This is a genomic window from Neobacillus mesonae, from assembly GCF_001636315.1.
GTDB classification, from domain to species: domain Bacteria; phylum Bacillota; class Bacilli; order Bacillales; family Cytobacillaceae; genus Neobacillus; species Neobacillus mesonae.
The window spans coordinates 4,263,520-4,286,018 of sequence record NZ_KV440949.1 but is presented as its reverse complement, the minus strand read 5'-3'; the positions used below and the strand labels follow the sequence as shown (position 1 = coordinate 4,286,018).

21 protein-coding genes and 1 other annotated feature are annotated in these 22,499 nt (G+C 38.6%); of the genes, 4 read left to right on the top strand and 17 right to left on the bottom strand.

Annotated features, from left to right (window positions below; translation table 11 throughout):
• Position 1 precedes the first annotated feature (1 nt).
• Together A6749_RS20035 and A6749_RS20030 are read right to left on the bottom strand one after the other, a co-directional pair.
• The gene (locus A6749_RS20035; protein WP_066395026.1) at positions 2 to 937 is read right to left on the bottom strand and encodes an ABC transporter permease; all 936 of its coding nucleotides are present in this window, start codon (positions 935 to 937) and stop codon (positions 2 to 4) included.
• 102 nt (positions 938 to 1,039) lie between these two features.
• The gene (locus A6749_RS20030) at positions 1,040 to 2,638 is read right to left on the bottom strand and encodes a peptide ABC transporter substrate-binding protein (protein WP_066401065.1); all 1,599 of its coding nucleotides are present in this window, start codon (positions 2,636 to 2,638) and stop codon (positions 1,040 to 1,042) included.
• Between the two features lie 479 nt (positions 2,639 to 3,117).
• Positions 3,118 to 3,363, top strand: a binding site (T-box leader).
• 46 nt (positions 3,364 to 3,409) lie between these two features.
• Between A6749_RS20030 and trpS the strand changes: the two genes are divergently transcribed.
• Positions 3,410 to 4,399, top strand: coding sequence for a tryptophan--tRNA ligase (gene trpS / locus A6749_RS20025; RefSeq protein ID WP_066395023.1), 990 nt, complete (start codon positions 3,410 to 3,412; stop codon positions 4,397 to 4,399).
• Positions 4,400 to 4,453: 54 nt separating this feature from the next.
• Here the strand turns inward: trpS and A6749_RS20020 are convergent, their stop codons facing one another.
• The 9 genes from A6749_RS20020 to A6749_RS19980 form a co-directional block, all read right to left on the bottom strand.
• On the bottom strand, positions 4,454 to 5,200 hold the full coding sequence (locus A6749_RS20020) for a YjbA family protein (protein WP_066395021.1): 747 nt from the start codon (positions 5,198 to 5,200) through the stop codon (positions 4,454 to 4,456).
• Positions 5,201 to 5,471: 271 nt separating this feature from the next.
• Entirely contained in the window at positions 5,472 to 6,383 is a 912-nt protein-coding gene (gene opp4C, locus A6749_RS20015; protein ID WP_066395018.1) for an oligopeptide ABC transporter permease, read from the bottom strand.
• A gap of 11 nt (positions 6,384 to 6,394) precedes the next feature.
• Positions 6,395 to 7,360: an oligopeptide ABC transporter permease gene (gene opp4B, locus A6749_RS20010; RefSeq protein WP_066395011.1), complete on the bottom strand. Its 966-nt coding sequence runs from the start codon at positions 7,358 to 7,360 to the stop codon at positions 6,395 to 6,397.
• Between the two features lie 184 nt (positions 7,361 to 7,544).
• Positions 7,545 to 9,260 carry an oligopeptide ABC transporter substrate-binding protein gene (opp4A, locus tag A6749_RS20005; RefSeq protein WP_066395008.1) on the bottom strand — a complete coding sequence of 572 codons (1,716 nt, stop codon included), beginning with the start codon at positions 9,258 to 9,260 and terminating at the stop codon, positions 7,545 to 7,547.
• A gap of 30 nt (positions 9,261 to 9,290) precedes the next feature.
• Positions 9,291 to 10,301, bottom strand: coding sequence for an ABC transporter ATP-binding protein (locus A6749_RS20000; RefSeq protein WP_066395006.1), 1,011 nt, complete (start codon positions 10,299 to 10,301; stop codon positions 9,291 to 9,293).
• A complete protein-coding gene (locus A6749_RS19995) occupies positions 10,301 to 11,323 on the bottom strand; it encodes an ABC transporter ATP-binding protein (protein WP_066395004.1) in 1,023 nt (340 codons plus the stop codon). Before A6749_RS19995 ends, A6749_RS20000 begins: the two co-directional genes overlap by 1 nt.
• Before the next feature lie 152 nt (positions 11,324 to 11,475).
• Positions 11,476 to 12,267, bottom strand: a complete 792-nt coding sequence (locus A6749_RS19990) for a DUF2268 domain-containing putative Zn-dependent protease (protein ID WP_066394996.1) — start codon at positions 12,265 to 12,267, stop codon at positions 11,476 to 11,478.
• Positions 12,268 to 12,386: 119 nt separating this feature from the next.
• Positions 12,387 to 13,625: a beta-ketoacyl-ACP synthase II gene (fabF, locus tag A6749_RS19985; RefSeq protein WP_066394995.1), complete on the bottom strand. Its 1,239-nt coding sequence runs from the start codon at positions 13,623 to 13,625 to the stop codon at positions 12,387 to 12,389.
• A gap of 58 nt (positions 13,626 to 13,683) precedes the next feature.
• The gene (locus A6749_RS19980) at positions 13,684 to 14,616 is read right to left on the bottom strand and encodes a beta-ketoacyl-ACP synthase III (protein WP_066394985.1); all 933 of its coding nucleotides are present in this window, start codon (positions 14,614 to 14,616) and stop codon (positions 13,684 to 13,686) included.
• 194 nt (positions 14,617 to 14,810) lie between these two features.
• On the opposite strand from A6749_RS19980, the gene A6749_RS19975 reads away from it, so the two are divergent.
• Positions 14,811 to 15,179, top strand: a complete 369-nt coding sequence (locus tag A6749_RS19975) for a hypothetical protein (RefSeq protein WP_066394977.1) — start codon at positions 14,811 to 14,813, stop codon at positions 15,177 to 15,179.
• Positions 15,180 to 15,208: 29 nt separating this feature from the next.
• Here the strand turns inward: A6749_RS19975 and A6749_RS19970 are convergent, their stop codons facing one another.
• From A6749_RS19970 to A6749_RS19955, 4 genes are all read right to left on the bottom strand, one after another.
• Complete coding sequence (locus A6749_RS19970) at positions 15,209 to 15,397, bottom strand: ComZ family protein (protein WP_066394970.1); 189 nt, start codon at positions 15,395 to 15,397, stop codon at positions 15,209 to 15,211.
• Between the two features lie 15 nt (positions 15,398 to 15,412).
• Complete coding sequence (locus A6749_RS19965; RefSeq protein ID WP_066394963.1) at positions 15,413 to 16,360, bottom strand: BMP family ABC transporter substrate-binding protein; 948 nt, start codon at positions 16,358 to 16,360, stop codon at positions 15,413 to 15,415.
• Positions 16,361 to 16,546: 186 nt separating this feature from the next.
• Positions 16,547 to 17,374 carry a hypothetical protein gene (locus A6749_RS19960; RefSeq protein ID WP_066394961.1) on the bottom strand — a complete coding sequence of 276 codons (828 nt, stop codon included), beginning with the start codon at positions 17,372 to 17,374 and terminating at the stop codon, positions 16,547 to 16,549.
• A 78-nt stretch (positions 17,375 to 17,452) separates the two neighbouring features.
• Entirely contained in the window at positions 17,453 to 18,175 is a 723-nt protein-coding gene (locus A6749_RS19955) for a lipase family protein (RefSeq protein WP_066394959.1), read from the bottom strand.
• 167 nt (positions 18,176 to 18,342) lie between these two features.
• On the opposite strand from A6749_RS19955, the gene A6749_RS19950 reads away from it, so the two are divergent.
• Positions 18,343 to 18,525 carry a YjzD family protein gene (locus tag A6749_RS19950; RefSeq protein ID WP_066394954.1) on the top strand — a complete coding sequence of 61 codons (183 nt, stop codon included), beginning with the start codon at positions 18,343 to 18,345 and terminating at the stop codon, positions 18,523 to 18,525.
• A gap of 35 nt (positions 18,526 to 18,560) precedes the next feature.
• Here the strand turns inward: A6749_RS19950 and clpB are convergent, their stop codons facing one another.
• Both clpB and A6749_RS19940 read right to left on the bottom strand, forming a co-directional pair.
• Positions 18,561 to 21,158, bottom strand: a complete 2,598-nt coding sequence (gene clpB / locus A6749_RS19945; protein WP_066394943.1) for an ATP-dependent chaperone ClpB — start codon at positions 21,156 to 21,158, stop codon at positions 18,561 to 18,563.
• Between the two features lie 115 nt (positions 21,159 to 21,273).
• Entirely contained in the window at positions 21,274 to 21,453 is a 180-nt protein-coding gene (locus tag A6749_RS19940) for a YjzC family protein (RefSeq protein ID WP_066394938.1), read from the bottom strand.
• Positions 21,454 to 21,693: 240 nt separating this feature from the next.
• On the opposite strand from A6749_RS19940, the gene A6749_RS19935 reads away from it, so the two are divergent.
• Positions 21,694 to 22,392, top strand: a complete 699-nt coding sequence (locus tag A6749_RS19935) for a Crp/Fnr family transcriptional regulator (protein WP_066394935.1) — start codon at positions 21,694 to 21,696, stop codon at positions 22,390 to 22,392.
• Positions 22,393 to 22,499: the final 107 nt, after the last annotated feature.

The window sequence follows — 22,499 nt, the reverse complement described above, 5'->3', positions numbered from 1 at the left end:
ATTATTCTCCCTTCTTCCCGCCAGCCAGTTTAATGCGAGGATCTATCAGTCCATATGCAATGTCGACAAGGAGAATTGATACTAATAATAAGATACTATAGAAAACGGTAACACCCATTATGACTGTATAGTCACGGTTAGTAATACTTAAAACAAAGTGGGAACCTAAACCTGGAATACCAAAGATTTTTTCGACAACAAAACTACCTGTAATAATACCTGCAGCAAGTGGTCCCATGTACGAAACGACCGGAAGCATCGCATTACGTATCGTATGCTTCATAATCATGGCCCCTCTGCTTAACCCTTTTGCTTTTGCTGTTTTAATATAGTCATTGCTTAATACCTCAAGCATGCTCGATCTTGTTAATCGTGCAATAAAAGCCATTGGCGATAAGCCAAGTGCGATTGAAGGTAAAATGGTGTGTGAAAACGTTTCCCAACGGGCGACCGGAAAAAGCTTTAATTCCATCGCAAATATATATTGTAAAAAAGTAGCCATGATAAATGATGGTACCGATATACCAAAAACGGCTATAATCATTGCGGTATAATCCTGCCATTTGTTATGCCTTAAAGCGGCAATAACCCCTAAGATAATTCCAAAAGCAACCGCAAAAAGAATTGCCTCAAGTCCAAGCGTTAATGAAACTGGAAAACCATCGTTGATCAAGTCATTTACAGTCCGTGATTCATATTTAAACGATGGACCAAAATCCCATTGAGCAATTCTTACTAAATAATCCCCATATTGAACATACCAAGGCTTATCTAATCCATAGTGTGCATTAAGACTTGCCTCAATTTCAGGAGGTAATTTTTTTTCAGATGTGAATGGGTTTCCGGGTGCTATTCTCATTAAGAAAAACGTTGCCGTTATGATGATAAGTAAAGAAACAATCATATAAAGCATACGTTTGCTAATATATTTTACCAAATGACACACCTCCATATTTTGCTAAAAAGGCCCCAATCAGAAACGAAGGTATACGGGGAAATTCCCCATATACCTTTGTTCTAATTAGAAATTTAATTGGGTTTATTCGAAATGAGCCCACTTAAATTGTACATCACCAAGACCAGATACAACGACATCTTTCAACTTCTCGTTTTGAACCCAGCTATTAGTGTAGAAATAGATTGGTGCTACTGGCATTTCATCCATAAAGATAGCTTCTGCATCTTTTAACATTTGTAAACGTTTTGCTGGATCAGATTCAGTTTGAGAATCAGTCAGCAATTGCTTAAACTTAGGATTTTCCCAGTTTGTATCATTGTTACCGCCTTTTTTGTCACGGAACAACTCTAGGAAGTTGATTGGATCGTTAAAGTCACCTAACCAGCCCATACGGCCAATTTGATAATCACCAGAATGAAGTTTTGTAATGTAAACTTTCCATTCTTCGTTTTCAAGTTTTACATTGATGCCAAGCTCTTTCTTCCACATATCCTGAATAGCTTGAGCAATCTTTTGATGCCCTTCATCAGTATTATAAGAAAGAGTGATGGTTGGAAGCTTAGACGCATCGCTTAAACCAAGATCTTTTAAGCCTGCAGCTAAGAATTCTTTTGCTTTTGCAACATCATTATCCTTGAAGTAACCTGTCTCATTTTCTTTGATCATGGATGGTGGTACAGCTGCCATTGCTGGAATTTGTCCGCCAAGAGTTACGTTTTCTACAATTGCCTTACGGTTAATTGCATATGCAAGTGCTTTACGAATATTAGCATTGTTCAATGGTGGCTTTTCAGTATTAAATTTATACCAATAAACCCCTGCGATTGGCTGCGTATGAAGTGAGCCATCAGACTTTAACTGTGGAAGAACATCAATTGGAAGTTTTCCAAGAGGAGAACCGGCCCAATCTAATTCACCGTTCTTAAACATATTAAGTTCTGTATTACCATCATTGATCATATCCATTGAAATTTTCGTTAATTTAACATTTGCAGCATCCCAATAATTTTCGTTCTTTTCAAGAACGATTTTGCTGCTGTGCTCCCATGAAACCATCTTGAAAGGACCATTTGATGTGTATTGGTCGCCAGCATCTTTATACCAGTCTTTGTTTGCTTTCGCAACTTTACTATTAACTGGAGAGTATGTGTAGAAAGCTGTTAACTCCAAGAAATAAGGAGTAGGGTTTTCTAATGTTACTTCCAATGTTTTGTCATCAATAGCTTTTACGCCAAGTGTATCAGCTTTTGCATTTCCTTCGTTGATTGCCTGACCGTTTTTCACATAGTATAGCTGATAAGCATATTGTGATTGGTTTGCAGGGTCAACTGCCCATTGCCATGCATAAACGAAGTCTTCTGCAGTTACAGGATCTCCGTTTGACCATTTAGCATCACGAAGCTTGAATGTGTAAGTCTTTAAATCATCAGAAGTTTTTACATCTTCTGCTGCTGCCATTTCAGGCTTACCATCTTTACCGATACGAGTTAAGCCATCATAGATTTGTCTGATGACACCGCCGGAAGTGGAATCGTTTGCAAGACCTGGGTGTAGTGAGAATGGCTCAGTGCTGATATTAATACGTAGTTCTTGCTTTACATCCTTTTTACCAGTATCTCCTGTCTTGCCTTTATCGCCGTCAGCATTATCTTTTCCACCTGAACATGCGGCTAGGAACATGCTTAACACTAGCGATAAAACTAAAAGTAGTGAAAGTTTAGTTTTCTTCACTGGTAGACCTCCCTTTTCTATTTTTCTGAAAAATTACTACATTGCCTATTATACATATTTTAAAATTATTTGTACATTACTTTTTGAAAATTAATTTTCTATTTTGTCATTAATCACAAGTATTCCTAGTAAAAAAATATGCTATAATTTTGCTTTACGACAATTTTTTTGAATTCCAACAGCCTGAAAACCCTTTTAAATCAGCGTTTGTTGGACTTTCCCAAAAAAGCGTTTGCCGACTTAACAACAAAATTGATAACGCTTACAGAATTTTCCCACTATTCATATTAGCATAGTTTTTCACACAAATTATTCTAGAATTAAGTTATTTCAATATACTTTTAGTACCTGCTTCTTCCTTCATTATTTTTCACTTACTTGAAATTAAATATGTGCTTCATTTATAATAGGTGTAATCACATGTTAAATAGAATGCAATGATAAAGAGTAGTACGTATTTTTAGTCATTACAGAGAGTTTGTGGCTGGTGGAAACAAACATGATGGAAATGCGGAATGGACTTTTGAGCTTCACCCCGAACCCGTTTTAGAAAGTAGGGACTGACGTCTTCCTGCGTTACAAGGATGCTTGATTGTGCTATAAACAATCAAGACTTAAGAGACTCAGATGCTTCTGAGTAATTAGGGTGGTACCGCGAGCCATTCGTCCCTATTTATGGGATGAATGGCTTTTTTATATATTTTTTAGGAGGAAATCAAAATGAAAACAATTTTTTCTGGGATTCAGCCAAGCGGCATGATCACACTTGGCAATTATTTAGGAGCATTGAAACAGTTTGTGGAGCTGCAAAATGATTATAACTGCTTCTTCTGTATCGTTGATCAACATGCAATCACAGTGCCGCAGGACCCGCAAAAGCTTCGAAAAAATATTCGCAGCTTGGCAGCGTTGTATCTTGCTGTAGGAATTGATCCAGAGAAGGCAACTTTGTTTATCCAATCGGAAGTGCCTGCGCATGCACAGGCCGGATGGATGATGCAATGTATTTCCTATATCGGAGAACTAGAACGGATGACCCAGTTTAAAGACAAATCAGCAGGAAAAGATGCTGTATCCGCAAGCTTATTAACGTATCCGCCACTGATGGCTGCAGATATTCTATTGTATAATACCGACCTTGTGCCAGTAGGTGAAGATCAAAAGCAGCATATGGAGTTAACGAGGGATTTAGCCGAAAGATTTAATAAAAAATATAATGACATTTTAACTATTCCCGAAATCAGTCTACCAAAAGTTGGAGCCCGTATTATGTCACTGCAAGATCCGCTAAAGAAAATGAGCAAATCGGACCCGAATCAAAAAGGGTTTATTTCGATTTTGGATGAACCAAATCAAATTGTGAAGAAAATTAAGAGCGCCGTTACGGACTCTGAAGGAATTATTAAATTTGATAAAGACAACAAACCTGGTGTCTCCAATTTACTGTCCATTTATTCTATCCTTTCAGGTCAATCAATTGCTGATTTGGAAGCAATGTATAGTGGAAAAGGTTACGGTGATTTCAAAGGAGATTTAGCTGAGGTTGTAGCAAACTATTTAAAACCAATTCAAGAAAAATACTATCATCTTGTAGATTCGAGCGAGCTTGATGAGATTTTAGACCGCGGTGCTGAAAAGGCTAATGCCGTTGCAAACAAGACACTTAAGAAAATGGAAAATGCAATGGGTTTAGGAAGAAAAAAAAGATAGAAAAAAAAGCCTGATTTACAAAAGGTATCGAGATGTACCTTTTGCAACAGGCTTTTAGTTTACTTTTGACCCATTTTCCATTTCCCAAAGTTTTTCAAAAAATGGCTGTCCTTTAATAATATTTTCACAGAATATTTCATGCTTTTCGGACCATCCATATTTGGTTTCTTCAAACAACTGCTCCCAAGCAACGTCAAATTTCATTTCTTGAATAAGTGAATAACGCTCGGGACACCATTCAGTATACCAATAACGGACTTCCGCTTCATTACTCGATGAAAATAATTGATCAAGGGCCATGAATAATAATTGCTTTAACTGACGTTCTTTTCTTGTTAATCCTCTCATCAGTTCCGGATCTGGGGATAAAATATGAAATTCCTTCTCTTTCTGATGTCCATTAAATTGATAATTCTTTGCTTCGTGGGCTGATATCATTTCATATACCAATTGTTCCTGTCTTGGAATTAATCTGCTCTTGCGAATAGGAATGTTATAACCAATCGTATCAACAGCTAGAATTCCAGTACCATCCGTTACTACAAAGCAATATTCCAGCTGGATTCTCTCGTGATTTTTTCTAAGATATGCTTTTTGAAAAATATCATCTAACAGCTGCTGTGGTAATTCTGCCAGATCATTCTCAATATAGTGGAATAAAACCGGTTCTACTCTTATTAGCGGAACTTGGTCTAGCAGTTCTACTGCATCATCTTTACGCCATTCGTGAAAATGGCAAATATTATAACCGTTCTCTTCCCCTTCAAACCAATTCACCCATACATCATGAAGATACAACATATAACAACCCCTCACTTCAAGTAGCTATTTGTCACTCAGTATGGGCAGGTAGTAGTTAATTTATTCCTAAAGATATATAATTTGGGGATAAAGCACAAATGCTTAACGTATTGCAAAAGTGGTAACCAAAAAGGCGGTGTGAGCAGAGCTTAGCTTTATTTATCTAAAAAAGTTATCTATATATTTTACCTAAAAGAAATTGACCGGACGCATTATTTGCGCCTCTCCCCTTTTCCATGAAAAAAATCTACCATTTCTGGATGGTAGATTTTTACCTTCTGGATTTAGGATTAAAGGCATCTTTAATTCCCTCTCCAATGAAATTAATAGACAAAATTGTAATTGTAATAATCAATGCAGGAGGCATCCAAATCCATAGTTTATACTGAAGAACATCTGGTTCATTTGCGGAGTTCAACATATTTCCCCAGCTAGGAATTTCCTGCGGAACACCGAAGCCCAGGAAACTTAATCCTGTTTCGGCAACAATCATGGTTGCAAACGTAATAGTCGCTTGTACAATAATGGTTGATAAAATATTTGGCAGCAGGTGTTTTACGATTATTTTAGCCGGTGAACAGCCAATTGAAATTGCTGCAGTAATATATTCATTTTCTTTTTCTGCTAATACCTTACTGCGCACAATCCGTGCAATTCCGCCCCAGCTAAGGATACTAATAACGATAATTAATACCCATAAACCATTTACCTTCCCAAATAGGATCGCGTTTAGGACAATAACAAACACTAAGAACGGAAAGTTCAAGATTAAATCGGTAAATCTCATTAATAAATTGTCGACCGCACCACCGAAATATCCGGCTACGGAGCCAATTAATGTCCCAAGGAAGATAACAAAAAGTGTACAACTTAGTCCAACCAAGAGAGAAATTCTTCCCCCGTACAATAAACGAGTAAAGACATCACGTCCGGCCTTATCCGTACCGAGCCAATGCTCACTCGAAGGTTCTAATGACATTTGCCCGATATTAATCCTTGAAACATCCGCCGTTGTGATATATGGTGCGAGAAATGAGACAATCGCAACAATGATTAAAAAAATCAAACTGGTCATGGCTAATTTATTTTTTGTGAATTTTCTGCGTGCCATTGCCCACGGTGATAAACTTTTTTTCGGGGGTTGAGTCTTTATATTTGTATCTTTCTGTGTCACTACTTCCATTTTGTCTCCCCCTAATCTAACCTAATTCTCGGATCCACAACACCATATAATATATCAGCAACCAAGTTGCCAATTAGGGTTATGAATGAGAATAACATTGTCAAAGTCATTAAAACCGGATAATCCCTTGTCCCAACAGATTGCAGGAATAGCTGCCCCAGGCCGGGATAAGTAAAGATTGTTTCAGTGATAATTGCGCCGCTGATGATGGCTACAAGGTCAAAGCCCAAGAAAGTAATGAGCGGAATCACCGAGTTTCTTAAAATATGCACATTATAAATTTTTCTTTCTGATGTCCCTTTCGCACGAGCAGTGCGGACAAAATCTTTTCGGCTGTTTTCAATTATGTCATTCCGTAAAAATTGCGTATAGCTAGCTGTACTTAATAATCCTAGAACTAGAGCTGGTAATAATACATGGTGAAAACGGCTTAACCAATATTCTAGAGTTCCTTCGGTTACGCCAATATCAACTGAACCGTTTGATGGAAACCATCCAAGCGTAAATGAAAATAGGAAAATGGCAAATACCCCGGCAACAAAGGACGGTATCGACAATCCTAGATAATTCAGTCCGCCTATTAGGTTATCTCCAAGTGTATATGGCTTTCGTCCCGCGTAGGTACCCATAATAAATGCAAGGAAATAAGTTATTATGATTGAGGTTAGACCGAGCATAATCGTGTTCGGCAGACGTTCACTAATTACTTCCGATACTTGAATTTTATAGCGTGTTGATTTTCCAAAATCCCCCTGAGCAAAATTGCCAATCCATCTGAAATACTGTTGTGGCAGTGGATCATTATATCCTAATTTCTCCCGCATTTCTTGAATATATTGCGGGTTTGTATTTCTTGGATCAATTTCACCAGCAAAAGAGTCCCCAGGCATTAATTTCGCTAAGGTGAAGACAATGATGGAGATCAGGAATAGCATCGGAATCATGCCCAATATTCTTCGAAATGCATACTTTAGCATGTGCATTCTCCTTGTCTATAAACCATGTTAAACACAGTTGTGAGGTATGTAGCCTATTGATTCAAATGGGTGAGGATTAAAAAAGAATGAATTCTTCTATTCCTCACCCGATTTGAATAATAGCAGGCTAATGGTAATGAATCGCATCCATTAACATAGTTTAAACCATGTTAGACTGCTGTCATTATTGTTTAATCCACCAATTGTTAGGACGGTTCATACCAGAAACGTCAAATGTAACACCTTGAACTCGCTTGGCAACTGCCATTGTTTCTTCAAGTTCCGCAATTGGAAGGGCAGGCAGTTCTTTCATGAATAGTTTCTGCCAATCAACGTAAATTTGTTTACGTTTTTCTGTATCTGTACCAACTACGCTCATATCAATTGCATCAGCAAGCAATTTGTCACTGTCAGCATTTACCCAGCGTGGATAGTTCCAAACTGCTTTTGAGCTCCATAGAGGAGTTGGATCCGGATCGGAACCAGTTCCCCATCCGCCAAAGAATACTTCCATTGACTTATCGCCTTTTTCAAGCATATCGTAATATAGGTTGACATCAGTCATTGATAGTTTTGTTTTTAAGCCAACTTCTTCCCAATATTGAGTCAATGCTTTTGCACGAGCTTCAAATGTTGGATTTTGCGTTGCATAGTGGCTGAAGTTGACAACAAATTTCTTGCCGTTTGGATCCTCACGGAAGCCATCGCCATCAACATCTTTGTACCCTGCTTCGTCTAAAAGCTGCTTTGCTTTTTCAGGGTCATAAGCAAATTGCTCTAACTGATCATTTGGAGCTGCTATCCAGTGATTTGTTGGAACAGGACGGTTAACTGGTTTACCTACACCGAAGAAGAACGCTTTTACCCATTCTTCGCGATTAATCGCATAGTACATAGCTTCACGCAGTTTAAGATCTTGATATTTTGGTTCGTTCATAACGTTTTTCTTGCCATCCCAAGTACCTAATCTGAAACCAACATAGTAATAGCTTAGGCCAGGGTAAGTAACAGCATTTACATTGTCTAGCGCCTTTACTTGATCAATAATGCTTGGATGGAATGATGTCATATCAAGTGTACCGTTTTTAAGTTCACCAACGGAAAGTGATGGATCGATAACTTTGATAACAATTTTATCGATGTGCGGTTTTCCGCCGAAGTAATCATTGAAGCGTTCCATTTCGATGGATTCACCTGGAACGATTTTTGTAACCTTATATGGTCCTAAACCTACAGGCTTTGTACGAACTTGTTCAGAAGACATCATGTCTTTTACTGCAATGCCTTCAAATTCTTTGCGGGACATTGGGTATGTCCAAAGGTTTTCTAAGTTATTTACACGAGCCTTATCAAACGTAATTTGAATATGGTAGTCGTCAATTACTTTGATACCTGAGATTTCTTTAGCTTTACCATCGTGATATTCTTGTACACCAACGATGTTTCTTACGTTTTCATAACGTGGGCCGTCATAGTCTTTGTCAGCAATTACTTTGAGTGCGAATTCCCAGTCTTTAACTGATAATTCTTCACCATTTTGCCATTTCACACCTTGTTTGAATTCAAAATCATATACTTTATTATCTTCTGTTTTCCAAGAAGCAATATTTGACTGAGGCTGCAGCTTGTCATCAAACTTGATGAGGTTTTCATCAAAGAAGTCAATGACTTCAGCATCAGTCGAAGTTCCGTAAAACGCGTAGTTAAATTTTCCATCCGGAGCAGAATCAAGAGCGTATACTAATGTACCGCCATCTTGCGGCTCAGCTGTTTCTTCAGTCTTCCCTTTATTATCGTCTTCTTTCTTTGTCCCTGCTTTGTTGCTGCCGCTGCACGCTGCCAAGAACGCTGACAGGACAAGCATTAAAGCAGCCAACATGAGCATACTTTTCTTCTTCATTAGGTTCCCCCCTAAAGTTTTTTAGATTTTTTAATAAAGGTGGCAAGCTACTCTATGAGACGGCTTCACCTCCTTTAATACCGGTTTTGTTTTCGAGCATTCTTCCATTGCCATAGGGCATCGCGGGTGGAACGGACATCCTGATGGCGGGTTAATTGGGCTTGGGACATCGCCGGTCAGAATGATCCGTTCCTTTTTCTGCCTTGGATCCGGAGAAGGAATTGCCGAAATCAGCGCTTTGGTATATGGATGCAAAGGTTCTGCGTAAAGACTATCCTTATCCGCAATCTCCACCATATTTCCTAAATACATAACTCCAATCCGATCACTCATATGTTTGACAACACTTAAGTCATGAGCGATAAAGAGGAATGTCAAATCAAATTCCTTCTGTAAATCCTTTAGTAGATTCAATACCTGCGATTGAACGGAAACATCCAATGCAGACACTGGTTCATCTGCAATAATTAATTTTGGCCTAAGTGCCAGTGCACGTGCGATGCCAATTCTTTGACGCTGACCACCGGAAAATTCATGACCATATTTATAGTAAGCATCAGGAGGCAGGCCTACCTTTTCCAAGAGGTCCATAACTTCCCTCTTTAGTTCCTCTTTACTTTTCTTCATAAAATTGTAAATCGGTTCTGCGATGATATCCCCCACCATTTGCATCGGGTTTAGTGATGCATATGGATCCTGGAACACCATTTGCATGTCTTTTCGAATTTCCCGCAAATGTTTTCCGGAAATATTAGTAATATCTTTACCATCAAAAAGTATCTGGCCTTCTGTTGGCTTTATGAGTCTTAAAATTGTTCGCCCTGCAGTTGATTTGCCGCAGCCCGACTCCCCAACCAGCCCCAGGGTTTCCCCTTTTTTGATTTCAAATGAAATATTATCAACTGCCTTTACATGCCCAACCGTATGTTTAAAGAAGCCGCCTTTTACAGGATAATAGGTTTTTAAGTTCTTGATCTCCAACAGGTTTTCTAATTGAGAGGAATGGTTTCCGTTTTTTTTATTTAGGGTAGTTGTACTCATTACTTCACCCCTTCTCTTGGTTTACTAGTTTTATAGAGTAAACAAGCTACTTCATGTCCTTGATCAACATCATTAAGCTTAGGGGTGGTTGTAAAGCATTCAGGCATCGCTTTTGGACAGCGGTTGGCAAACCGGCATCCTACTTTTGGCATATTTGTAAGAGATGGGACAATTCCTTGAATGGAACTAAGCCGTTCTTCCTCTTCCTCCATTTTTGGAATCGCTCCCAAAAGTAGAGATGTATATGGATGCTTTGGATTATAGAACAGTGTATCAACATCTGTACGTTCAACAATCCTTCCAGCATACATAACAATCACTTCGTCACACATTTCAGCTACTACACCTAAATCATGGGTGATCAGAATGATGGACATATCGTTAACTTCTTGAATTTCCTTTAACAAATCAAGAATTTGGGCTTGTACAGTAACATCAAGCGCTGTCGTAGGCTCATCAGCAATTAATAATTTAGGCTGACAGGCAATCGCAATCGCAATCATAACACGCTGTCTCATTCCGCCCGATAATTGATGCGGGTATTCATCTACGATTTTTTCCGGCCGGGAAATCCCCACACTTTTTAATAATGCGACCGCCTTTTGACGGGCCTCTTGTTTTGAAATTTTCATATGGTTAAACAGCACTTCCTGCAGCTGATACCCTATTGTAAAAACTGGATTTAAAGAGGTCATCGGTTCCTGGAAAATCATGGAGACATCTTTACCGCGAATCTTATTGATTTGCCCTTCAGACAGCTTTTCAAGATTGATTCCGTCGAAAATAATTTCGCCTGATTTCACCTTGCCAATTCCTTTTGGTAAAAGCTGCATGATCGAAAGGCTCATGACCGATTTACCACAGCCAGATTCCCCTACAATTCCGACAATTTGCCGAGGTTTAACATTAAAGGAAACATTATCCACAGCATTATAATATGTACCATCAATATCAAAGGCAGTCTCTAAATTCTTTACTTCGAGGAGCGGTGCTTCTTTGAGTAATGACTTTTTTGTGCTCATAGTACACCTTCTTACATTTGGAATTATTATTAAATTTTGCTATATTTAAATAGAATTCTATTACAGAATTATTACAATTGCAAGACTTTTTTACAAGATTTCCAATAAACAAGCAATTACAAATAAAAAAAGCCTTTATTTTCTAGGCTTTTTTATTGAATAATATTCCTTTCATTTATAAATTTTGAGGCAGGGATACTAAAAGATAGTTTTGTAGAATAATTGTCCTTTTGATAAAAATCCTTCACTATTTTAAATCCAGCAGCATATCCGAGTAATGATGGTATTCTTCCTCCGCCATATAATAACTCGTCATGTATTCGTTCATTTTTTTTCTTATCCAGCTGATTTCTAAGAAAGCGATTCCAAAGTATCGTCATTTCTCGTTCTGTATAAATATTACACCAATTGGCTATATACTCTTCACCGCAATGTTTTAAAACGGCATACTCAGCAAGTCCTTCAATAATGATGGAATCGAGTAATGAATAATCTTCCATTTTTCTATTCAATGAGCGCAATCTGCATACATGATGATATTCATGGACAATGAGTGCCTCTAATTCCTTTGGATCATCATAATGGGACAAAAATAGAAACATTTTATCCGGAAAGGAAACCCCTGCTTTATTCCTTTCTTCGTGTCTGAAAAACAATCCCCCTCGCTGCTCCAATGGGAAGAGAAATACTGGTATGTCAGGTCCTGACCATTTATTTTTATATTTCAAAAACAATTTTTCCACTTGATTCCACGCCTTATCATCATGCATTGACTCGAAATTTTTTCCTGTTCTCCAAGACGGCCGGTACATTCCAAACTTTTGCAGTTGACTGTATATTTCACTTGCTGTTTGCCCATTGAAATACGGAATAAGCCGTTCGCAGATTTTTGCTGGTCGGTCAAAATGCTTTTGAAGCCATTCATCTGTACGAATAATCCCCATTTTGAGCTCCCCATTCATTTTAAATTTGAACTTCTAATATTTTATGAATGAATTAAAGGGATGTTCAGTGCTTCCGAAAAATGCAAATGCCCAGCCTATTAATACAGGCCGGGCATTGTTTATTCATATTTTTTAAAAACTATTGTTGCATTATGACCGCCAAAACCTAATGAATTACTCATTGCCGCTTTTATTTCTTTTGGACGGGCAGTATTTGTTACATAATCCAAATCACATTCTGGATCTGGTGTTTCGTAATTCATTGTCGGTGGAAGAATGCTGTTCTTCATTGCCAACACAGTAAAAATAGCTTCCACACCGCCAGCAGCGCCAAGTAAATGGCCTGTCATTGATTTGGTGGAGCTCATTGCTGTTTTATAAGCATGTTCTCCAAAAACTTCTTTAACAGCAAGCGTTTCAAATTTATCATTGTATTCTGTGCTTGTTCCGTGAGCATTGATATAATCAATATCTTCAGGCTTAAGTCCGGCATCATCAATCGCCGTTTTCATTGCCCTTGCACCGCCTTCACCGCCTGGTGCTGGTGCAGTGATATGATAAGCATCCCCTGTAGCTCCATATCCGACAATTTCAGCATATATTTTAGCACCACGCGCCAATGCGTGCTCTAATTCTTCCAGAATAACAATTCCGGCGCCTTCACCGATGACAAAACCATCCCGGTTCTTATCAAACGGCCTGCTCGCTGTTTTTGGATCAGGATTAGTGGATAGAGCTGTATTGGCACAGAAGCCGGCAACGGACATTCTTGTAATCGGTGCCTCCGCACCGCCGGTTACCATTACATCGGCATCACCGCGCTGAATCACTTTGAAGGCGTCTCCGATAGAATTCGTTCCTGTCGCACAGGCCGTTACGGTACAGGAATTAAAGCCTCTTGCCCCTAGAGTAATGGAAACCTGACCAGTTGCCATATCGGGAATTAACATTGGGACAAAGAATGGGCTTACCCGTTTGTAGCCTCTTTTTTGAAAAATTTCAAATTGCTGTTCAAAGGTTTCCATTCCGCCAATACCGGAACCAATCCAAACTCCAACACGGTGGGAGTTCTCTTCATTTATCGTTAAGTTTGCATCCTTAACCGCCATTATAGCACCGGCAACTGCAAATTGCGTAAAGCGATCCATTTTTCTCGCTTCTTTTCTTTCCATAAACACTTCTGGATCGAAGTCTTTCACTTCTGCGGCAACCTTGGCAGGGTAATCATCCGCGTTGACTCTTGTCAGAGGGCCAACCCCGGATTTTCCTTCCAAAATCCCTTTCCAAGTTGTTTCAACATCGTTTCCAAGTGGTGTTACCGCTCCAACGCCTGTCACGACAACTCTACGTTTTTCCATTTGCGCATCTCCTTTATAAAGCTTTTCTTATAAACTATTTTATCTTTTTTTGCCGTTATTATTTTCCCCAGCGGATTGCAATGGCGCCCCAAGTTAAGCCGCCTCCAAATCCAACCATTACAATTAAGTCATCGTCTTTAATTTTTCCTGCTTCTAATTCTTCAACTAGTGAAATTGGAATCGAGGCTGCAGACGTATTTCCATATTTATTAACGGTTTTAGACATTTTTTCTTCAGGAAGCTCTAGTCGTTGACGAGAGGCCTCCATAATACGAATATTCGCTTGATGTGGAATAAGGAAATCTACATCTTCTTTTTTTAGCCCTGCTTTTTCCAATACATTAATACAGCTTTCACCCATTTGTCTCACGGCAAACTTAAAGACTTCACGGCCGTTCATGATGATGTATTCATCTTGATAAAGATGCTTACCGCCTGTTCCATCAGCACCCAATTCAAATGAAAGAATTCCTCGGTCTCCAGATACTGGTGCAATAATCGCCGCGCCTGCAGCATCACCAAATAGTACAGCGGTATTACGGTCTGTCCAATCGGTGATTTTGGAAAGCTTTTCGACTCCCACAACTAAGACATGTTTGTAGACACCAGATTCAATAAATTGTTTAGCTGTTATAATCCCATACATAAATCCGGCACACGCCGCACTTACATCCATTGCTGCAGCTTTCTTTGCTCCTAATCTCTCTTGAATTCTGCATGCCACAGATGGAAATGGCGAGTCAGGTGTTACTGTTGCTACTAAGATTAGATCAATTTCCTCAGGAGTGATTCCTGCATTTTCAATTGCTTTTTGGGCGGCGGAAAATGCCATATCTGAAGTATCTACGTCATCTGCGGCAATTCTACGCTCCTCTATTCCTGTTCTTGTACGGATCCATTCGTCTGATGTATCCATCATTTTCTCTAAATCATGGTTTGTGACTACTTTTTCAGGTAAGTACCTGCCCATGCCAATGATACCAGCCCTCATATTTCCATCTCCTTTGAAGTAAAACCATATATATACAATTTTATATCAATTATTATGACTTGGTACTAATTTTATCAAAAAAAACCTCTTTTTCGCAACTTTTTCTGCTTGATCTTCTCCGCTAATGTACTCTCGAATTTCATTAATTATTCATATTGTAAATAATAATGGACCATTTGAAAGGAGCGAAAGCAATGGACGAACAGGATTTAGCGGGCCTTGAAGAGGTAATCCCGTCTGGGCATTCTGAGTTTGAGAAATCCACGGATGAACCTTTTGAATCATCTGAACAATGGCCCCCAAGTAATCATAAGGAGCAGAGGGGGCAGCAGGACAATGTAGATCCATTCACAGCCTTAATGTTCGGCTCAGATAGAGCAAGAAAGATTTCTAGGCAGATGCCGGAGAATAATCCAATCCACTCTCTATATCCTAATCAGCCTACAATCGATATAGAGGCAATGTTTACCCATATTGATACTTTAATTGAATCTGTCCACGGATTAAAACCGTTATTTCAAAAGGTCTATCCCTATATAGAACAATATATTAAAAAGAAATAAGCTGCCATACTACATGGCAGCTAAATTTATTACTTATTGGCAATAGCATCCTCCCGGCCGAGTTCATATGCCTCTTGCATGACTTTCATAAATAAATTCATAAAAGGTTCAATAAGATCCATTGATAATTCAACGCCAGACTTGTCCAGCTGCTCCTTTGCTTCAGGTAAATATTTCATCGCAATCTGCATAAATTGTAATGATTTGTCTTCGAACATTTTATGTATCTCCTTTTACTTCGGTAATTTCCCTGTAACTTTATATGTTTCAATATAACGATTCATTTTTTGAATAAAATCCTTACTAACCAAAGGGCTGAATTCCCCTAAACAAATAACATCATCTTGAAAATCGAAAAATAAATTCCCTGACTTAAGCTCGCCCTCATTATATTGTTCTGCTACTTTCTCATATAATTTGTCAACCTGTTGGATGGTACTTGTTAAAACAGTAGATTCTCCTAGATCAGATTGTTCGGAAACGTAGCCAATCACATACAGCCCCCGCTCTTTTACTCTTTCAATAACAGGAACATTATAACCATCTCCGGCAGGGTATATGACATCAACACCTTTCTCTATCATCTTATCTGCTAATTGAACGGCTTTCTGCTCGTCATCCCAGTTACCCACATAGTCGATACTCACCTGGATGTTTTTGTCCTCCGCCATTGCCCCTTGGTAAAATCCTTCAATTTCCGGCTGCCATTCATATGCTGCCAGTACGCCAACCTTTTTTAGCTTTGACATATGCGCCGCGACCATCCCCCCAAAAAACCCCATTGCGTATGCCTTAAAACTTAAGCTGGTGGTGTTTGAATTTTTAGCATCAGAATTAAAGGAAACAAAATGAATTTCCGGATAGTCTTTAGAAATATTATTGAAATATTCACCGTATTCCGAGCCATGGCCGAATATCAAATTTACCCCTTTTTGTGAAAATTCTTTTACTGCCCTTTCAACTGCAGACTGTGAATTCATCCCTTCTTTATAGAAAACATCTACATCAAATTTTGATTGTATTCTTAACATTCCTTTAAAGCCTTTTGTTCCCCAAACTTGGTCATTAATGGTTTCAGGAACTAAAAGGCCAACCTTTTGCAATTTTCCTTTGGGATTCGGTCCGCTGCAACCGCCAAGCAGTAAAAGGCATATAAAAATTATACCGAAACGGTTTAGCATCTAATGCATCTCCTTCGTACGGTTGCCTTTTCTATAACTCGTTTCATGTTATACGTAAGTATATAGGAGGTTCTTAGAAATATCCTTTTTTAATACTTATTCTAACCGTTGATGACAAAAATGCAAAGATTATTTTCCTCAGATTCCGCTTTTATCCATATAACATTAAAAATAATGGACAAAAAGTTAGAAATTGGTATTGTTAAGTAATTTCATATGCTCTTTTTGAAGAGTGACCGCCTCAGAGATTGGTGTCAAGAATTTAGCCTTTACTCTAGTAATTTCCCTGTCCATTGGAACCGAGATCCGCTGTTCACTTGCCTTAATATTTTTATCAAAATATGCCGCGCACTGTTCCCAATAGCCCTTCTTCCCGCTTTCAAGCAAATAACTGCCGGGATTTCCTGTCTCAATTATTTCATACATTGTCTCGGCGGCGTCTGCAGCAAAGAGGGCATCTTCTGTCCATTCACGATCCGATGGGGTGATATTTGCTTTATAATAAGATGAGGCGATTGCCTGCTGGAACATAAATATCGGCGGCTGCCATGGTCCAAATATTGTTGGCAGATAAATCATCTGTATGTTCATTTCCAGATCACGGGTTCGTGCTAAAAAGGGTGAGATAAACGATCTATTATCAATCAAAAATTGAATGGGGGCGATGATCACCAAATTAGTGCTATTTTTATTTTGTCCTAAGTAATGAACAATTTCATTTAATACTGTTTTATCTTCTAAAATCTTCTCATGGCGTTGCATGTATAGATCATATACGGAAAGAATAAGCGGTTGTTTCCCGGACTTTTCCCTTCCATCCGTTTTATTTAAATGTGGTAACGATACCTCAATAAAATTTGCATTCCTGCCGATTTCCAGCCTTTTTTCTTCAAGAAATAAATTGGTTTGCGAATCAATTTGAATACCTTTTACTTCGATTCCTTTATTTAACAATGTTTGGCAAAGCTGAAAACTGACAAAGTTATAAACGCCTATAATAATGGCCTTGTCCATGGGTTTAACCTCCTCAAACTAACCTTAATGTATCGTATGCCGCACATAAAGGATTTATTTCTTTTGAGGAGGTTGATGTTATAGATTCAATTCACAACTTTGAAAAAAACTTATGCAAGTTTTTCCTATTAAATGATTTTTTTCAGGGACGAGAAAGGTCGGGTTTAATGTTGAACCGGCTAATAATTTTTTATATTGCTTTGATTGATTATAAGCTCTGCCGCTCGATAAGACATGGATAATCTTAACAGGTAAATCCGGTTTGAACTGAATATTTTCTTCAATGCCGAAAATTTTATTTTCCAATTCTTTTTGATCCATTTTGTATGCAGATGTTAATTCCTTAATTAATTTTTTATAAAAAAATTTATGTTCTTTTTCCTGTTCGAGATGATGCTTTAATGAAAGAATTGGATTTAGAAGGATGACAGAACGAATCGCGCCGTTCATTTTCTCCATCAGCTTAACGGCGACAAGCGCTCCCATGCCTTCCGCCAAAATATGAATTTTTGTATTAAGAATCTCACTTCGGATTATTCTTTCATAAACCCGCTGTGCAAGTTCTACGGCATTCTCACTCCCCCAATGCCGCCCATAAAGATTTGAGGAAAAAATGGTGTACCCTTTTTCTTTTAGCTCATTTAAAATGGCATGCTTGCCTTCATTTTGTGTCCAAAAGCATTTACTTTCATCCACAAAATGCCTTTCATCACCAATGATTAAAACCCCAAATCCATTGGGTCTTGCTGGATAATAAATAATATTCCATTGGGTATCCATCTGAAACGCTCGACAATCCATCGGTAAATCTCCTTTTACATATTTCCTCAATATATTGTATGCCGCTTCACAAAAGATGAAAGGGGATTCGCCTATATTCAGATTCTCCCTGAGCTAAAAAGGTTGTTTATTATTTTTAATGGTTATGGTACTATTAAAGCTGATGAAAATAGGCAGGTGAAAAAATAGTGCGATATTTTTGGACCTTTTTCTGGTCATTTCTTTTAGTAGAAATGCTTGCATATGTTGTTAGTTCAATGTCAGGTGCAACATTTGATTATGCAGCCGCAGCAGTTGTCTCTCTCGTAGTATCTATTTTGATCATTGTTTTAGCAGCTGTTGTTCCAAATCAACCTGTGGAAAAGCATTAAAAAAAGGCCTTCCATCCATGATGGAAGACCTTTTTTTATTTATGAACATTGACCGCCAATTCCCCATTTCCTGCCGTTATTTCAACTGTTGAACCATCAAACAAATTGCCAGCGATTATTTCGCGAGCGAGCTTCGTTTCAATATTTCTCTGAATATACCGCTTTAACGGCCTAGCTCCATAATTGGGATCAAATCCATTTGCCGCAATGAATTCTTTCGCATCTTCACCGATTGTAATCTGAATTTGCTGCTCTTTCAAACGATTTTCGAGCTCTTTTAACATCTTCACTACAATTTTTTTAATTTCTGTCAATGACAATGGTTTAAAGAGAATGGTTTCATCAATGCGATTTAAAAATTCAGGACGGAAATGGACTCTTAATTGTCCCATAACCTTTTCCCTTGTGGCTGACGATATCTCAACTTCGTTTTCAGTCCGTTCAAGTAAATATTGTGAGCCTATATTTGATGTCATAATAATTACAGTATTCTTAAAGTCCACCACCCGGCCTTGGGAATCGGTAATTCGGCCATCGTCTAAAACTTGAAGCAGAATATTAAATACTTCTGGGTGAGCTTTCTCAATTTCATCCATTAAAATAACGGAATACGGTCTTCTTCTTACAGCTTCCGTCAACTGTCCCCCTTCTTCGTATCCCACATAACCGGGAGGGGCTCCAATTAAACGTGAAACAGCATGTTTCTCCATATATTCGGACATATCAATTCGAATGATTTGTTCCTCACTATCAAATAATGATTCTGCAAGCGCTTTGGCTAGTTCAGTTTTCCCTACACCAGTTGGTCCTAAAAATAAGAATGAGCCAATCGGACGTTTAGGATCCTTAATTCCAGCCCGGGCGCGCAGGACCGCATCAGCCACCAAATTGACGGCTTCATCCTGGCCGATGACACGTTCGTGTAGAATCGATTCCAATCTCAAAAGCTTTTCTCGTTCTCCCTCTACTAATTTAGCCAGCGGAATGCCGGTCCATCTAGAGACGATATTGGAAATTTCTTCACCTGTAACCTCTTCCCTAAGAAGCTTTTCATCATTTTCGGCACCTTTTTCAAGTTCTTTTAATTCTTTTTCCGCCATTGGAATGAGACCATGGCGCAGTTCTGCTGCGCGATTAAGATCATATTTATCTTCTGCCTGCTGAAGTTCCCGGCGAAGTTTTTCAATTTGCTCCCGTTTTTCCTGGAGCTTGGTTATATTTTGCTTCTCTTCAAGCCATTTGGCCTTCATCGTATTAGCTTGTTCCTTTAAATCAGCTAATTCTTTTTGCAGCGTTTCAAGCCTTTGTTTGCTGGCTTCATCCTGTTCTTTTCTCAGCGCCGCTTCTTCAATTTCCAGCTGCATGACCCTGCGCGTTACTTCATCAAGCTCCGTAGGCATAGAATCGATTTCTGTACGGATCATCGCACAGGCTTCGTCAACCAAGTCAATTGCTTTATCCGGCAAAAAGCGGTCCGTAATATAGCGGTCTGATAAAGTAGCAGCGGCAACCAATGCATGGTCATGAATTTTCACCCCATGGTGCACTTCAAATCGTTCTTTAAGTCCGCGCAAAATCGAAATTGTATCCTCAACTGTTGGCTCTTGTACCAATACTTGCTGAAATCTACGTTCCAGTGCGGGGTCCTTTTCAATATATTTACGGTGTTCATCCAAGGTGGTTGCACCGATACAATGAAGCTCGCCGCGGGCCAGCATCGGTTTTAACATATTGCCGGCATCCATTGCACCGTCCGTGCGGCCTGCACCGACTATCGTATGGATTTCATCAATGAACAACAAGATCTGTCCTTCACTTTTTTTTATTTCATTTAACACAGCTTTTAGGCGTTCTTCGAATTCCCCTCTAAACTTAGCCCCAGCAATTAATGAACTCATATCTAAGGAAAAAATCGTTTTATCCTTTAAACCTTCAGGAACATCCTTCCTAACAATCCGCTGTGCCAGCCCCTCGACTATCGCCGTTTTTCCGACACCTGGCTCACCGATTAGGACAGGATTATTTTTTGTTTTTCTTGAGAGAATTCGTATTACATTCCGGATCTCAGCATCCCTGCCAATGACTGGATCAAGCTTTCCTGCTTTCACCTCAGCGACAAGGTCTCTTCCGTATTTTTTTAATGCCTCATATCCTGTTTCTGGATTTTGTGATGTCACTCTCTGGTTCCCCCTTATCTCCTTAATTGCTTTTAAAATCGCTTCAGCTGTACCGCCTATTGATTGGACGATTTTTTTCATTTCTGAATCCGTCGCAAATACCGCAGCTAAGAGAAGATGTTCAACAGAAATATACTCATCTGAAAATTTAGCAGCAAATTCTTCGGCACTTATTAATAACTTTTGAAGCTTATTGGTAATATAGAGCTTCCCCTGCTCTGCCCCGCTGCCGCTTACTTCAGGTTTTTTTGCCAACGAATTTGTTAAGTATTCCTGTACCTTCTTAACCGGAATATTGGCTCTTGTTAAAATGGCGTTTATTAAACTATCGTCTTGTTCCATTAGGGCCAAAAATAAATGGGCTTCATCAATTTCTTGATGGTTTTTCTTTATAGCAAGATTCTGCGCAACCATAATCCCCGTCTGCAACCGCTCAGTCATACGATTTATATCCATATTTCCCACTCCCTTTGACCTTTCTTGACCTTTTACCTTTATTATAGAAAAACCTGATATAAAAGTAAAAGATAAAGCCATCCTTTTAGAGGATGACTTTGTCTACTTTTGCTCATTAAGGTTTCCGCTGATAGGTCCATACCCGTTCGTCATTTGAATTTTCAGGAAATGGATCCCCTGCTTTAAGCTTTATTTTTTTCGGATTAATAACATTGCTTCCGGTATCTCCAACTTCAATATACACACCATTATTAGGAGCTTTATTCCCTGGTTTGAATTGACGATTTTGTCCCATAATGACCCTCCTTCATGTTTACATTATTAGTATTTCCTTTTCATTGAAGTCCATTAAAGGAATTTCTTTCTTTTTTTTCATTCGACATATTTCCTAAGAAATACGGCAAAGCTTTATGACGATTGTATGAACTTATTCCACTTATATTGCTAATTATTCTTTGTAAACAATATAATTATAGTAATATCTTGGCACAACAACTTTGATTCAAATTATATAGACATACCTGTAAAGGTGGTTATGAATATGCAGTCAGTGAAAGAAATTCCGATCACATTGTCTCATCTTTTTGAAACAGTGCATCACGTTAAAAAAATTGAAAGAGGCTCTTTTTTATTCCAAGAGGGCGGACAGGCGGAAGAATTGTTTATCATTCAAAGCGGCATCCTTCAGCTTAGCAAAATCATCCCTGATGGACGTGAACTTACTTTAAGAATGTGCAACAGCGGTGATTTCGTGGGTGAATTAAATTTATTTTCCCCGGGTTCTCGCTATTTATTAAGTGCACGTGTAATCGAAAGCGGAGAAGTCGCTGTCATTATGAAAGATGAGCTTGAGGAAAAATTATCACAAGACCTTCCGCTTGCCTTTGAATTCATCAGATGGATGAGCCTGCAATATAGAAAAACCCAAACTAAGTTTCGCGACTTGGTCCTGCATGGCAAAAAAGGAGCTTTATACTCCACTCTTATCCGGATTTGTAACAGCTACGGAATCAATACGAACCATGGAATTTTGATTAATATTCCTCTAACAAATCAAGAATTAGCTAATTTCTGCGGAACCTCAAGGGAAGTGGTCAATCGGCTCCTAAGTGATTTAAGAAAAAACGGGATTATTTCCATTTCAAAAGGTGCCATCACCATCCATGACATAGATTATTTGAAACTGGAAATTGATTGTGAAGACTGCCCTGTAGAAATATGCAAAGTCGATTAAAATAAAAAAATCGGTCAAATTTGACCGTCAGATTGTCGGGAAAGGGTATTTTTCTCGACAATTTTTCATTTTGTCAGACCTAATATACTGATTTTTATTAAAAGATT

Excerpts from the sequence above, each read along its gene's own strand:
- A6749_RS19995 (WP_066395004.1), bottom strand. The coding sequence starts at position 11,323 with ATGAGCACAAAAAAGTCATTACTCAAAGAAGCACCGCTCCTCGAAGTA.
- opp4A (WP_066395008.1), bottom strand. The coding sequence starts at position 9,260 with ATGAAGAAGAAAAGTATGCTCATGTTGGCTGCTTTAATGCTTGTCCTG.
- A6749_RS19960 (WP_066394961.1), bottom strand. The coding sequence starts at position 17,374 with ATGGACAAGGCCATTATTATAGGCGTTTATAACTTTGTCAGTTTTCAG.
- clpB (WP_066394943.1), bottom strand. The coding sequence starts at position 21,158 with ATGGATATAAATCGTATGACTGAGCGGTTGCAGACGGGGATTATGGTT.
- A6749_RS19975 (WP_066394977.1), top strand. The coding sequence starts at position 14,811 with ATGGACGAACAGGATTTAGCGGGCCTTGAAGAGGTAATCCCGTCTGGG.
- A6749_RS19935 (WP_066394935.1), top strand. The coding sequence starts at position 21,694 with ATGAATATGCAGTCAGTGAAAGAAATTCCGATCACATTGTCTCATCTT.
- opp4C (WP_066395018.1), bottom strand. The coding sequence starts at position 6,383 with ATGGAAGTAGTGACACAGAAAGATACAAATATAAAGACTCAACCCCCG.
- A6749_RS19955 (WP_066394959.1), bottom strand. The coding sequence starts at position 18,175 with ATGGATTGTCGAGCGTTTCAGATGGATACCCAATGGAATATTATTTAT.
- A6749_RS19940 (WP_066394938.1), bottom strand. The coding sequence starts at position 21,453 with ATGGGACAAAATCGTCAATTCAAACCAGGGAATAAAGCTCCTAATAAT.
- A6749_RS20030 (WP_066401065.1), bottom strand. The coding sequence starts at position 2,638 with ATGTTCCTAGCCGCATGTTCAGGTGGAAAAGATAATGCTGACGGCGAT.
- A6749_RS19990 (WP_066394996.1), bottom strand. The coding sequence starts at position 12,267 with ATGGGGATTATTCGTACAGATGAATGGCTTCAAAAGCATTTTGACCGA.
- trpS (WP_066395023.1), top strand. The coding sequence starts at position 3,410 with ATGAAAACAATTTTTTCTGGGATTCAGCCAAGCGGCATGATCACACTT.
- fabF (WP_066394995.1), bottom strand. The coding sequence starts at position 13,625 with ATGGAAAAACGTAGAGTTGTCGTGACAGGCGTTGGAGCGGTAACACCA.
- A6749_RS19980 (WP_066394985.1), bottom strand. The coding sequence starts at position 14,616 with ATGAGGGCTGGTATCATTGGCATGGGCAGGTACTTACCTGAAAAAGTA.
- opp4B (WP_066395011.1), bottom strand. The coding sequence starts at position 7,360 with ATGCTAAAGTATGCATTTCGAAGAATATTGGGCATGATTCCGATGCTA.
- A6749_RS20020 (WP_066395021.1), bottom strand. The coding sequence starts at position 5,200 with ATGTTGTATCTTCATGATGTATGGGTGAATTGGTTTGAAGGGGAAGAG.
- A6749_RS19965 (WP_066394963.1), bottom strand. The coding sequence starts at position 16,360 with ATGCTAAACCGTTTCGGTATAATTTTTATATGCCTTTTACTGCTTGGC.
- A6749_RS19970 (WP_066394970.1), bottom strand. The coding sequence starts at position 15,397 with ATGTTCGAAGACAAATCATTACAATTTATGCAGATTGCGATGAAATAT.
- A6749_RS20000 (WP_066395006.1), bottom strand. The coding sequence starts at position 10,301 with ATGAGTACAACTACCCTAAATAAAAAAAACGGAAACCATTCCTCTCAA.